Here is a 13,084-nt window from a genome sequence, read left to right as displayed (position 1 = left end):
TGCGCGCGACAATTGAGTGGAGACTCCGATGAGCGACGCACTGAGCAAGATGCTGGCAACCCGCGACTGGATCATGGCCGATGGCGCCACCGGCACCAATCTCTTCAACATGGGCCTTGAATCCGGTGACGCCCCGGAATTCTGGAATGAGACCCATCCCGACCGCATCAAGAAACTCTACAGCTTTGCCGTCGACAACGGCTCCGACCTGTTTCTGACCAACTCCTTTGGCGGCAACGCCTCCCGCCTCAAGCTCCACAATGCCGGCCACCGCGCCCGCGAACTCTCGCGCATCTCGGCCGAACTGGGCCGCGAAGTGGCCGATGCGGCGGGGCGTCCCGTCATCGTCGCCGGCTCTGTCGGCCCCACTGGCGAGATCATGGAACCCGTCGGCGCGCTGTCTCATGCCGCCGCCGTCGAGATGTTCCACGAACAGGCCGAGGGCCTCAAGGAAGGCGGCGCCGATGTGCTCTGGCTCGAAACCATCTCGGCCCCCGAGGAATACCGCGCCGCCGCCGAGGCCTTCGCGCTTGCCGATATGCCCTGGTGCGGCACCATGAGCTTTGACACTGCCGGACGCACCATGATGGGCGTCACCAGTCAGGACATGGTGCAGCTTGTCGAGAGCCTGCCCAACCCGCCGCTCGCCTATGGGGCCAACTGCGGCACCGGCGCTTCCGACCTGCTGCGCACCGTGCTCGGTTTTGCCGCCCAAGGTGTCGAACGCCCGATCATCGCCAAGGGCAACGCCGGCATCCCGAAATATGTCGATGGCCATATCCACTATGACGGCACGCCCGCGCTCATGGGCGATTACGCTGTCATGGCGCGCGATTGCGGCGCGACGATCATCGGCGGCTGCTGCGGCACCATGCCGGAACACCTCGCCTCGATGAAAGAAGCGCTGGAAACCCGCCCGCGCGGCCCGCGCCCGACGCTCGACCAGATCACCGCCGCGCTCGGCCCGTTCTCCTCGGCCAGCGACGGCACGGGCGACGACGCCGCCGCGCCCGCCCGCCGGAGCCGCCGCCGTCGCGGCTAAAGCGCCCAGAAAATGTACATGAAGTGGCCGGTTCCAAAGGGGACCGGCCTTTTTCGTCGGGCCAAATGGTCGCAATTTGACCTAGATCACGGCCCCATCCCTCGGCTGACCCAAAGTAAACATATCTGCTTGCACGGGGGCTGGCACCGATGCTGGCCCCGCCTTTGACACCGAGAGGGAGAAAGACATGAGTATCCTTTTTGACAAGATGACCCCCGCCGCCCGCGAACTGGCCGAACACAAGCTGCGCGCCGAAGGCATCCTTGCCCCCGATGCGCCGCTTGAATACGCATTCGAGGTGCTGCCCAACGAACGCACCGCGCTTGAAAAGGCCCGCGAGGCCTATGACACAAAGATCGCCGCCTGCGTGGATGACGAAAGCCTTGCCGCCATGGCGATCGAAAAGGCCCGCTGCGTCCACCGCGAGCGCGCCGCGCTTTAGACGCCGCCTAGAACAACGCTGGTTGTTCTAGTGTGCCAAGCGGCACCTCGAACCGGTCACAGGCGAGCGTCGGAAGGCGTTCGGCAAGGCCTTCTTTCTGCATGGCAAGCCGCGCCCGCGCGGCGATCATCTCGGCATATGGCCCTTCGCCCCGCATGCGTTTGCCGAAAGCAGCGTCATAAGCCTTGCCGCCATGCATTTCGCGCACCCTTGCCATGATCCGCGCCGCACGATCCGGAAACGCCTCGACAAGCCACTCTTCCCAAAGCCCCGCAACCTCGCGCGGCAGGCGCAACATGATCCAACTTGCCGCCCGCGCCCCGGCCTCTCGTCCGGCGGCAAACACCGCCTCGATCTCCGTATCGGTCAACCCCGGCACAATCGGCGCCATCATGACACGCACCGGAATTCCCGCCTCTGCCAAGGCCCGGATCGTCGCAAGCCGGCGCGCGGGCGCAGGCACCCGCGGCTCCATCGCCCGCGCGATCCCCGCATCAAGCGTCGTCACCGACACCCCCACATGCACAAGCCCCTCTGCCGCCATCGGCGCAAGGATGTCGATATCGCGCTCAATCAGGCTCCCCTTGGTGACGATGGCAACCGGGTGGCGAAAATCGCGCAACACCTCGAGACAGGCGCGCATGATTCCCTGATCGCGCTCCACCGGCTGATAGGCGTCTGTATTGGTGCCGATGGCAATCGGCGCGACGGTGTATCCCTTCCGGCTCAAGGTCTTGCGCAGGATCTCTGCCGCATTGGGCCGCCCGATAAGGCGGGTCTCGAAATCGAGCCCCGGCGACAGGCCAAGCCACGCATGCGAAGGCCGCGCAAAACAATAGACACAGCCATGCTCACAGCCGCGATAAGGGTTCACCGACCGATCAAAGGGGACATCTGGCGATGTGTTGCGCGTCAGGATGCTGCGCGCCGCCTCTAGCCGGAGATCGGTGCGAAACGCCGCCCGGACTTCGGGAATGTCCCATCCGTCCCAGCTTTCCTCGCGCGAAGGTTCAAACCGGCCGCTGCGATTGCTCACCGCGCCGCGCCCACGTCGCCTTTCCGTCCCGATTGGGGCGGGGCTGTGTCCTGTCCAGTCTTGCATGCCTCAAATTTGGAACAAAAAGAGAACATTTGCAAGCAACCTCACCATGTCCATGAGGACATTTCACACAGCACCCGCCATTTTGTCGCTATAAGTCGGTCTCAGCATGAGCCATGTCGCAATTATGACAGTCCGATTCCGTCAAAATTTGCATCTCTGCATAAGTTACATACCGGCGGGGGCCGGCGAAAAGAGGAACGCCCATGTCCGAAGAAGAAGACATCATCCTGTCCGAACTCGACGATGAAGAACTTGTCCAACAGATGTTCGACGACCTCTACGACGGTCTCAAGGAAGAGATCGAAGAGGGCGTGAACATCCTGATCGAACGCGGTTGGGCACCCTACAAGGTGCTGACCGAGGCGCTCGTGGGCGGCATGACCATCGTCGGCGCAGACTTCCGTGACGGCATCTTGTTCGTGCCCGAAGTGCTTCTGGCCGCGAACGCGATGAAAGGTGGCATGGCCATCCTGAAGCCGCTTCTCGCCGAAACCGGCGCGCCGCGCGTTGGTAAGATGGTCATCGGCACCGTCAAAGGCGACATCCACGACATCGGCAAGAACCTTGTGGCGATGATGATGGAAGGCGCTGGCTTTGAGGTCGTCGACATCGGCATCAACACGCCGGTCGAGGAATATCTCGAGGCGCTCGCCGCAGAAGAGCCCGACATCCTCGGCATGTCCGCCCTGCTGACCACCACCATGCCCTACATGAAGGTGGTGATCGACACGCTGGTGGAACAAGGCAAGCGCGATGACTATATCGTTCTCGTGGGCGGCGCGCCGCTCAACGAGGAATTCGGCAAGGCCATTGGCGCAGACGCCTATTGCCGCGACGCCGCCGTGGCTGTGGAAACCGCCAAGGATTGGGTCGGCCGCAAACACAACCAGATGAACGCCTGATCCGGCATCCCCGGTCAAGGCGACAGGCCCGTCCGCTCATGCGCGGGCGGGCCTGTTTCGTTTCAGGAGGACGCGATGAAAGCGCCATCGGACGAAACCCTGACCCGTGAAGGGCTCGACCTCGACACAGGGGCCGCCTCCGTTCTGGTGATCGCCTGCGGTGCGTTGGCCCGCGAGATCATCGCCCTGCGCGACGCCAATGGCTGGGATCATATCGCCCTGACCTGCCTGCCCGCGATCCTCCACAATCATCCCGAACGCATCACAGACGCTGTGCGCGCCGCCGTGGCCGAGCATTGCAACACCTATGAGTCGATCTTCGTCGCCTATGCCGATTGCGGCACTGGCGGCACGCTACAGGCCGCCTGCGAAGAGATGGGCGTCGAGATGATCCGCGGCCCGCATTGCTATGCCTTCTTCGAAGGTCTCGACCGCTTTGCCGAGATTGCCGAGGACGAGTTCGACGCCTTCTACCTCACGGATTTCCTCGTCCGCCAGTTCGACGCCTTCGTGTGGAAACCCATGGGCCTCGACCGCCACCCCGAGCTGCGCGACATGTATTTCGCCCACTACCGCAAGCTCGTCTACCAGGCCCAGACCGACGATGCCGCGCTAACCGAAAAGGCCCGCGCCTGCGCCGACCGCCTCGGCCTGGACTTCGAGCGCCGCTTTACCGGCTACGGCGATCTGGAAACCGCGCTCCGAGACGTTTGAGGCGTCAATCCGCGTCCATATAGACTGCACCGCCGCAGACGATATCCTTGCCCGCACGGTTCGCGATCTCCGTCCGCAATGCCGCTTCGTTCTTGAAGGTCAGGTCAAAGGTGATCTGCGGCACGCCGTTCGCATCCGTTGGCGCGCCCACAGAGAGAAGCTCTTCCACCGCCGCCTTCGCGTGATCAATCACTTCGGCATCGTAAAGAAGAAGATCGCGCGTGCAGGCGTTGACCTCGTCCTGCCGCGCCTTCGCGACGGGACGCATGTTCTTTTCCTCGTCATACAAAGCGATCTTGCTGACAGCCTTGTCGGTCTCGGAAATCACCTCACCCACACCAAGCACCTTCAGGGCCGGGAGCGTCCCCGACAGATGTGTGCCATCCGGCGAATAAGGCTCGCCAACGCCGTCAATCGCGTCCCAATCGAACCCGGTGAAATCAATCCCGACATGGCTCTTATAGATCCACTGCATCAGGAACACGGCATTGTTCGAGGTCCCAAGCCCCTCCTTCACGACGATGACGGAATTGGCCGACCGGTTCTCGGCAACCTGTAACACGCTCTTGAGCGTCGGCTTCTGGACCGTGGCGACAAATCCCACGTCCATATCATTCTGTTTCAAATCATAGACATAGAAACCAAGCCCGCCCAAGGCGATACCAAGCACAACGATCAAAATACGTTCCATTGCGTTTCCCTTCCAAGAACTTGCGTTCAAATCCTTCCGAGAGACTACAACGAAAACGACCGATCTCTACTTAAAATTGTGCAAAAACTGCGCCTGTCAGACCAGCGACGTCACCCAGAGGATCGTCGCATCCTCGTCCGAGACCGACACCACGTTATGGCCCATCGAGGCATCGTAATAGGCGCTGTCGCCGCGGCGCATTTCCACCGGCTCGTAGAACTCGGTGAAAAGCCGCACAACCCCGGTCAGCACATAGAGAAATTCCTCGCCATCATGGCGCACCCAGCCGTCGAAATCCTCCATCGACCGCGCCCGCACCCGCGCACGATAAGGCAGCATGGATTTCTTGGTGAGCGTCTCGGCCAGAAGCTCGTGCTCATAGGTCGTTGTCGTCTGCTGCACGCCCTCACCGGTCTTGACCACCGACATGCGCCCGTTGACCTGCGCCTTGCGCGGCGGCGTAAAGAGTTGTGGCACAGAGATATCAAGCCCCACAGCCAGCTTCTTCAGCGCCTCATAGGTCGGCGACATCTGCCCGTTCTCGATCTTCGAAAGCGTCGACCGCGCAAGCCCCGCCTCGCGCGCCGCATGTTCGAGCGTCCAATTGCGCTCTTTGCGCAACTCGCGCACGCGCTGCCCGAGGTCAAGCGGCTCGGCCAACTCCTGCTGCCCGCTTTCGCGTGCCACACGGATAAGGCTCTTGGGGTCTCTGTCTGTCATGGACAGCACTTATAGCGCCACCGCCCCCCCTTGCAACCGCATCCCTGCGGGCCTACCAAGACGCCATGCAGTCCCTCTTCGACCAAGGCGCATCCGCCCCCGCCCCCACCTCATTCAACATGGCCGCCCATGTGCTGGCCCATGCCGAACGGCTTGCTGACAAACCCGCGCTGATCGTGATGGGCATGGATGGGGCCGACACATGGAGCTACCGCGCCATGGAAGCCGCCGTGCGCGGCACTGGCACGGGGCTATTGCAGGCGGGTCTGAAACCGGGCGACATCGTGCTGATGCGCCTCGGAAATAATGTAGAATTCCCCATCGCCTATCTCGGCGCGATTGCCGCCGGTCTCGTCCCAGTGCCGACCTCCTCGCAACTGACCGCGCCGGAAGTCGCCAAGATGGTGGCCGAATTGTCCCCCGGCGCGATCCTGCGCGACCCCGAGATCGCCTGCCCCGACACGCCGGACACGCCGCAGATCGACACCGCCGCGCTTGACGCGATGCGCGCCCTGCCGCCCTGCGCCTATGACATGGGCGACCCCGACCGCCTCGGCTATATCATCTATACCTCCGGCACCTCCGGTAGCCCCCGTGCCGTCTGCCATGCCCACCGCGCCATCTGGGCCCGCCGCATGATGCACGAGGGCTGGTACGGGCTGCACGAAGAAGACCGCCTGATGCACGCGGGCGCCTTCAACTGGACCTTTACCCTCGGCACCGGCCTGATGGACCCGTGGTCCGTCGGCGCCACCGCCCTGATCCCTGCCAAAGGCGTGGCCTTCGACGCGCTTCCGGGGCTGCTCGCAGCACACAAGGCGACGATTTTCGCCGCCGCCCCGGGCGTCTATCGCAAGATCCTCTCCGATCACCCCGACATTCACCTCCCCGACCTGCGCCACGGGCTGACCGCCGGGGAAAAACTGTCGGAGACCACCCGCGAGGATTGGTTCGAGGCCACGGGCACCGCCCTTTATGAGGCCTACGGCATGTCGGAATGCTCGACTTTCATCTCGGCAAGCCCCTCCGCCCCGGCCCACCCGCACACGCTTGGCCGCCCCCAAGACGGCCGCCGCATCGCGATCCTCGACGAGGACGGCACCCCCGTGCCGATCGGCGAAGAAGGCGTCATCGCCGTCTCGCGCCGCGATCCCGGCCTCATGCTCGGCTATTTCAACGCCCCCGAGGACACCGCCGCGCGCTTTGTCGATGATTGGTTCCTGACCGGCGACCGCGGCACCATGGCCGAGGATTTCTATATCTCTTACGCCGGCCGCAACGATGACATGATGAACGCCGGCGGCTTCCGCGTCTCTCCGCTCGAGGTTGAATCCGTGCTCTCGCGCCACCCCGGTATCGAGACCGTCGCCGTCACCGATGTGGAGATCAAAGCCGACACCCGCATCATCGCCGCCTTCTACACCGGCCCCGCCGCCCTCGACGAAACCGATCTGGCGGCATTTGCCGCCGAGCGCCTCGCGCGCTACAAACAACCGCGGCTTTTCCGTCACATGGAGACGCTGCCCACGAACCCCAACGGCAAACTCAGCCGCCGCACCCTGCGCGAAACCTTCAAGGCCAATTCATGATCAAACTCGACATCCTCTCCGATCCGATCTGCCCCTGGTGCTACATCGGCAAGATCCGCCTCGAAAAGGCGCTGGCCGAGGTCAAGGATCATCCCTTCGCCATCGAATGGCACCCGTTCCAACTCAACCCCGACATGCCGCGCGAAGGCATGGACCGGCGCACCTATCTCGAGGCGAAATTCGGCGGCAAGGAAAACGCCGTCAAAACCTATGCCGAGATCGACGCCCATGCCCGCCAGGAAGGCATCGAGATGGACCTCGCGGCCATCGCCCGCACGCCCAACACGCTCGACGCCCACCGCCTGATCCACTGGGCCGGGATCGAGGACAAACAGGGCGCCGTCGTGGATGCCCTCTTTGCCGCCTATTTCGAACAGGGCCGCGACATTGGCGACGCCGAAGTGCTCTGCGACATCGCCGATAGCGCAGGCCTCGACGGGGCGGTGACCGCGCGCCTCCTGCAAACCGATGAGGACGTGGACCTGATCCGCCGCCGCGATGCCCATAGCCGCGAGATGGGCGTGTCCTCGGTCCCGACCTTCATCGTCGCCAACCAGCACGCCGTCCCCGGTGCGCAGCCCACCGATCTCTGGCTCAAGGTGATCGGCGAATTGAAAGAGCAACAGGCCGCAGAATGACGCCCGGAGAACGCCTGTTCCAACTCCTCCTTCTGATCGCGCCCATGATCGGCGCGGGCACGGTGTTCTTCCATTTCGTGGAAGGCTGGAGCTGGATCGACTCCTATTTCTTCTCCGTCATCACGCTCTCAACTGTCGGCTATGGCTCGCTCGTCCCCGCGACGGTGCTCGGCAAGATCGGCACCACGGTCTTTATCTTTTTCGGGCTTGGCATCTTCGCCTATGTGATCCAACAATTCGGCAAGCTTTCCGCCGAACGTCAGGCCGCCCACTCCGAATGGCTCATCGCCCGGCTCGGCCATCACAAGGCCCCGGCAGAGCCGCATGCCGACAACGCCGATACCGAGCCCGGCCCCGACCAGCATCCGCCCGCCGCCAACCGCTAGGGCAACCCGCTTTTCCTCTTTCCACGTGCCGGGCGATCCGTCTCCCGGTGTTTTCCGAGTCTCCGCGCATGTCCCAGCTTCCGATCTCCCGCACCGAATTCATCGCGCTCTGCGCCATGATGTTCGCCACCATCGCGTTTTCCATCGACGCGATGCTTCCTGCCCTGCCCGAGATCGGCCGCGAGCTCAGCCCCGACAACCTCAACCGCGCTCAGCTCATCATCACGAGCTTTGTGCTCGGGATGGGCATCGGCACGCTCTTCGCAGGCCCGCTGGCCGACGCCTTCGGACGCAAGCCCGTGCTGATCGCAGGGGCGCTCCTCTATTCCGTCTGTGCCTTCCTCGGCTGGCAGAGCGATAGTCTCGAACTGGTCCTCGCCGCGCGGCTTTTCCAAGGCATCGGCGCCGCCGGTCCCCGTGTCGTCACCCTCGCCATCATCCGCGACCTGTTCGCGGGCCGCGAAATGGCCAAGATCGTCTCCTTCGTGATGATGGTCTTTACCCTCGTCCCCGCCATCGCCCCGACGCTCGGCGCCGGCATCATCGCGCTCAGTAGCTGGCGCGGCATCTTCTTCGCCTTCATCATCTTCTCGATGATCTCGATCCTCTGGCTCGGGTTGCGCCTGCCCGAACCGCTCGCCCGCGAAGACCGCCGCCCCCTGCGCCTCGCGCTTCTGTGGTCGGGCCTCATCGAGATGATGCGCCTGCCCGTGGTGCGTGCCTCGGTCATTATCCAGTGCTTTAGCTTCGCCGTCCTCTTCGCGACCATCTCCTCGGTCCAGCAGATCTACGACATCACCTTCGGACGCGGCGACGAGTTTCCCTATTGGTTCGGCGCTATCGCGCTCCTGTCCGGCTCGGCAGGCTTCATCAACGCCCGCGTCGTGATGCGGCTCGGCATGCGCTATATCGTGACCTTCGCCCTCGGCGCACAGGTGCTCTTGTCGTCCATGATGATCCTTGCCGACATGACCCTCCCCGTCGGCACGTTGCTCTTTGCCGTGTTCCTCGTCTGGAAAACCTCGATCTTCTTTCAGGTCGGCCTCTCGCTCGGCAATCTCAACGCCATGGCGATGGAGCCGCTCGGCCATATGGCCGGCACTGCCGCCTCCGTGATGGGCGCCATCGCGACGGTCTGCGGCGCGGCGCTCGCGGTGCCGATCGGCCTCGCCTTCAACGGCACCCCCCTGCCGCTGGCCATGGGGGTCTGTGCCTTTTCCATCGCGGGGTTCTCCGTCATCCTCTGGCTGCGCCGCGCCGAAGAGCACGGCACCTGAGCCACGCGCGCTTGCGCGGGGCCCAAACCGCTTGCCCGCCTGCGTTAACCAGAACGGTGCGTTAACCCATCCCGACAGACGCAATACAGATGCAATACCGACGTTATACCGACGTCGGTATTGCCGTTAATTTTTCTTGGCTTTCGTCTTCTCTGCGACGAGTTTTTCCGCCAGATCACGGGCAATCGCAAAGGCGCCCTTGATCTTGTCGCTGTCCTTCTTCCAGTCCCGCCGCACCACGATCTTGTTGTCCTTGACCTTGGCCAGCCCCTTTTGGTTCTGGATGAACTCCACGAGCCCCTGAGGCGAGGCAAACTTGTCGTTGTGGAACTGGATCGTCGCGCCTTTCGGCCCACCGTCGAGCTTGGAAATCCCGGCGCGTTTGCACATGTCCTTGATCCGCACGATAAGGAGCAAGGTATTGACTTCCTTCGGCAATTTTCCGAACCGGTCGATCAGTTCCGCGGCAAAGCCTTCCAACTCGACCTTGCTATGCAGCCCGCTCAGGCGACGATAGAGCCCAAGGCGCACATCGAGATCCGGCACATAGGCCTCGGGGATCAGGACAGGCACACCAAGGTTGATCTGCGGCGCCCATTGATCATCCGCTTCCGTGAGCCCCTCCATCTCGCCCGCCTTGATCTTGGCAATCGCTTCTTCAAGCATCGACTGGTAAAGCTCATAGCCCACATCGCGCATCTGACCCGATTGTTCCTCGCCAAGGAGGTTGCCCGCCCCGCGAATATCAAGGTCTTGAGATGCAAGGGTAAATCCGGCCCCAAGCGTGTCGAGAGAGCCAAGCACCCGAAGCCGTTTCTCCGCCGCAGGGGTCAGTTTCGCGCGCGGTTTCGTCGTCAGATAGGCATAGGCCCGCGTTTTCGAGCGGCCCACCCGCCCCCGGATTTGATAGAGCTGCGACAGGCCAAACATATCCGCGCGATGCACAACCATCGTGTTCGCCGTCGGAATATCGAGGCCGGATTCAACGATCGTCGTCGCCAGAAGCACGTCATATTTGCCATCATAAAAGGCGTTCATGCGGTCATCCAACTCGCCCGCCGCCATCTGCCCATGCGCCACGACGAAACTGACCTCCGGCACATGATCGCGCAAAAACGCTTCGATATCAGGCAGATCGCTGATCCGCGGCACGACATAGAAACTCTGCCCGCCCCGGTAATGCTCCCTTAACAGGGCCTCGCGTATGGTGACCGCGTCGAACTCGCTGACATAGGTGCGAATGGCAAGGCGGTCGACGGGCGGCGTGCCAATGATCGACAGATCGCGCACGCCAGAAAGCGAAAGTTGCAAGGTCCGCGGGATCGGCGTCGCCGTCAGCGTCAACACATGCACGTCCGAGCGCATCTGCTTGAGCCGCTCTTTATGCGCGACGCCGAAATGCTGTTCCTCGTCGATGATGAGCAGGCCAAGGTTCTGAAACTTGATCGACTTCGCGAGGAGAGCGTGCGTGCCAATGACAATATCGACCGTCCCGCGGGAAATCCCTTCGCGCGTCTTCTCGGCTTCTTTTGCCGAAACAAAGCGCGACAAGGCCCTGACTTCCAAAGGAAAACCACGGAAACGCTCTTTGAACCCCTTGGCATGTTGCCGCGCCAAAAGCGTCGTCGGGGCGATCACCGCAACCTGCATCCCCGCCATCGCCGCGATGAACGCCGCGCGCATCGCCACCTCGGTTTTGCCGAACCCCACATCGCCACAGACAAGCCGATCCATCGGCGTCCCCGACCCAAGATCCGTTAGCACGTCCTCAATGGCGCGCAGCTGGTCATCGGTCTCGGTATAGGGGAAGCGCGCCGCAAACTCTTCCCAGGCATGATGCTGCGGCTCCATGACCGGCGCTTTGCGCAGCGCCCGCTCCGCCGCCACCCGGATAAGCCGGTCCGCCATCTCGCGGATACGTTCCTTGAGCTTGGCCTTCTTGGCCTGCCATGCGCCGCCGCCAAGCCGATCCAGAAGCCCTTCGTCATGACCATATTTCGAGAGCAGTTCGATATTCTCAACCGGTAGGTAGAGCTTTGAATTCTCTGCATATCCAAGGCTGAGACATTCATGTGCCGCGCCCGCCGCCGTGATAACCTCAAGCCCGTGATAGCGGCCAATCCCGTGGTCCACATGCACCACAAGGTCGCCCGGCGCGAGGCTCTGCGCTTCCGTAAGGAAATTCTCCGCCCGCCGTTTCTTACGCGGCGCCCGGATGAGACGGTCGCCAAGCACGTCTTGCTCGGAAATCACTGTGAGGCCCGGCGTCTCAAATCCGTGCTCCAACGCCCAAACCGCGAGGTATAGCCCGCTCTTGCCAATGCGGGTCGCATCCGTGACGGCAATCGTCTCGGCAAGCCCCTCATCCTCGATCAGCCCCATAAGCCGCTCGCGCGCGCCTTCCGAATAGGAGGCGACAAGCACCGGCCCCTCGGGAAGCTTCTTTCGAATATGATCCGCCAGCGCTTTGAAAAGGCTTATGTTTTCTTGTTGCCGCTCGGGCGAGAAGTTGCGCCCGATGCGCCCACCGGCATCAATCGCGCCGGGACCAGAGGCCTGCGGCAGCGGCTTGAACTTCAACAGCCGCCGCTCCGCAACCGCCGACTCCCACGCATCGTCTTCGATATAAAGAAGCTCGGGCGGCACGGGCTTATACACCGTATCGAGCCGCGCTTTCTGGGCTAGGGCAAGACGGCGGGTCTCATACTGATCCTCGACCATCTCCCAACGCGCAAGACGCGCTGCATCTACTTGATCATCCACGGAAATTACCGCGTTCGGCACATAATCAAACAGGGTCTCGAGCCGTTCATGGAAGAACGGCAACCAGTGTTCGACGCCCTGATGCTTGCGCCCGGCGCTGACCGCCTCATAGAGCGGATCATCGGTGCCCGCCGCGCCAAACTCGATCCGGTAATTCTGCCGGAACCGCCGGATCGCCGCCTCGTCAAGGATCACCTCCGAAACAGGTGCCAACTCCACGAGGTCGAGCTTCTCCGTCGTCCGCTGTGTCGCCGGATCAAACCGCCGCGCCCCGTCAAGCACATCACCAAACAGGTCGAGCCGCACAGGCCCGCCCTCGCCCGGCGGGAAGATGTCGATGATGCCGCCCCGGATCGCATAGTCCCCGGGCTCCATCACGGTCGGCGCCTGCACGAACCCCATACGCACAAGGAACCCCCGAAGCGCCGCTTCGTCGATCTGATAACCCACTCGCGCGGTAAACGCTGCCTCGCGCAGAACCTCGCGCGCCGGGATCTTCTGGGTCGCGGCGTTGAGCGTGGTCAGGAGAATGAACTTCTCCGGCATCCCGTGAACAAGCCCCGCCAGCGTCGCCATCCGCGCCGCCGAGATATCGGCATTGGGCGACACCCGATCATAGGGAAGGCAATCCCAGCCCGGGAAATGCACCACCGGCATATCCGGACGAAAGAACGCCAGCGCCGCCCGCAGGCTCGCCAATCGCTTGTCATCGCGCGCGACGTGAAGCACCGGCCCGCCGGATTTCTCTACCTCGTCAAGGATCAGGCGGGCGTCAAACCCCTCGGGGGCGCCGCCGACGGTGATGTGCTGTGTCATTG

At 62.9% G+C, this 13,084-nt stretch carries 12 protein-coding genes; 8 read left to right on the top strand and 4 right to left on the bottom strand.

Translation table 11 applies throughout. The features are described 5' to 3' along the window. Window positions 1–28: 28 nt before the first annotated feature. Together bmt and R1W01_RS04940 are read left to right on the top strand one after the other, a co-directional pair. Window positions 29–1,042 (top strand): betaine--homocysteine S-methyltransferase, encoded by a 1,014-nt coding sequence (gene bmt / locus R1W01_RS04945; RefSeq protein ID WP_317275039.1) that lies wholly within the window; start codon window positions 29–31, stop codon window positions 1,040–1,042. 187 nt (window positions 1,043–1,229) lie between these two features. After that, window positions 1,230–1,484 (top strand): hypothetical protein, encoded by a 255-nt coding sequence (locus tag R1W01_RS04940; RefSeq protein WP_243613743.1) that lies wholly within the window; start codon window positions 1,230–1,232, stop codon window positions 1,482–1,484. Window positions 1,485–1,491: 7 nt separating this feature from the next. Here the strand turns inward: R1W01_RS04940 and R1W01_RS04935 are convergent, their stop codons facing one another. Continuing rightward, a complete protein-coding gene (locus R1W01_RS04935) occupies window positions 1,492–2,586 on the bottom strand; it encodes a PA0069 family radical SAM protein (RefSeq protein ID WP_297756007.1) in 1,095 nt (364 codons plus the stop codon). 203 nt (window positions 2,587–2,789) lie between these two features. On the opposite strand from R1W01_RS04935, the gene R1W01_RS04930 reads away from it, so the two are divergent. Together R1W01_RS04930 and R1W01_RS04925 are read left to right on the top strand one after the other, a co-directional pair. Continuing rightward, window positions 2,790–3,488, top strand: a complete 699-nt coding sequence (locus tag R1W01_RS04930; RefSeq protein ID WP_243613745.1) for a corrinoid protein — start codon at window positions 2,790–2,792, stop codon at window positions 3,486–3,488. 75 nt (window positions 3,489–3,563) lie between these two features. Next, window positions 3,564–4,202 (top strand): DUF1638 domain-containing protein, encoded by a 639-nt coding sequence (locus R1W01_RS04925; protein WP_297756008.1) that lies wholly within the window; start codon window positions 3,564–3,566, stop codon window positions 4,200–4,202. A gap of 4 nt (window positions 4,203–4,206) precedes the next feature. Here the strand turns inward: R1W01_RS04925 and R1W01_RS04920 are convergent, their stop codons facing one another. Further along, window positions 4,207–4,893 (bottom strand): hypothetical protein, encoded by a 687-nt coding sequence (locus tag R1W01_RS04920; protein WP_297756009.1) that lies wholly within the window; start codon window positions 4,891–4,893, stop codon window positions 4,207–4,209. A 96-nt stretch (window positions 4,894–4,989) separates the two neighbouring features. Then, complete coding sequence (locus R1W01_RS04915; RefSeq protein WP_243613748.1) at window positions 4,990–5,613, bottom strand: helix-turn-helix domain-containing protein; 624 nt, start codon at window positions 5,611–5,613, stop codon at window positions 4,990–4,992. A gap of 65 nt (window positions 5,614–5,678) precedes the next feature. On the opposite strand from R1W01_RS04915, the gene R1W01_RS04910 reads away from it, so the two are divergent. The 4 genes from R1W01_RS04910 to R1W01_RS04895 all read left to right on the top strand — a co-directional run bounded on the left by R1W01_RS04910 (window position 5,679) and on the right by R1W01_RS04895 (window position 9,503). Then, window positions 5,679–7,202: a class I adenylate-forming enzyme family protein gene (locus R1W01_RS04910; protein ID WP_297756010.1), complete on the top strand. Its 1,524-nt coding sequence runs from the start codon at window positions 5,679–5,681 to the stop codon at window positions 7,200–7,202. Beyond that, window positions 7,199–7,840 carry a DsbA family protein gene (locus R1W01_RS04905; protein ID WP_297756011.1) on the top strand — a complete coding sequence of 214 codons (642 nt, stop codon included), beginning with the start codon at window positions 7,199–7,201 and terminating at the stop codon, window positions 7,838–7,840. Before R1W01_RS04910 ends, R1W01_RS04905 begins: the two co-directional genes overlap by 4 nt. Next, a complete protein-coding gene (locus R1W01_RS04900) occupies window positions 7,837–8,226 on the top strand; it encodes a potassium channel family protein (protein ID WP_297756013.1) in 390 nt (129 codons plus the stop codon). Before R1W01_RS04905 ends, R1W01_RS04900 begins: the two co-directional genes overlap by 4 nt. Before the next feature lie 68 nt (window positions 8,227–8,294). Beyond that, a complete protein-coding gene (locus R1W01_RS04895; protein WP_297756014.1) occupies window positions 8,295–9,503 on the top strand; it encodes a multidrug effflux MFS transporter in 1,209 nt (402 codons plus the stop codon). 126 nt (window positions 9,504–9,629) lie between these two features. Here R1W01_RS04895 and mfd read toward each other — a convergent pair whose 3' ends face one another. Then, complete coding sequence (mfd, locus tag R1W01_RS04890; protein WP_297756015.1) at window positions 9,630–13,082, bottom strand: transcription-repair coupling factor; 3,453 nt, start codon at window positions 13,080–13,082, stop codon at window positions 9,630–9,632. Window positions 13,083–13,084 lie beyond the last annotated feature (2 nt).

The sequence above is a fragment of the Shimia sp. FJ5 genome (genome assembly GCF_032918335.1).
GTDB lineage: Bacteria > Pseudomonadota > Alphaproteobacteria > Rhodobacterales > Rhodobacteraceae > Shimia > Shimia aestuarii_A.
This window is presented reverse-complemented; position numbering and strand designations above follow the sequence as displayed.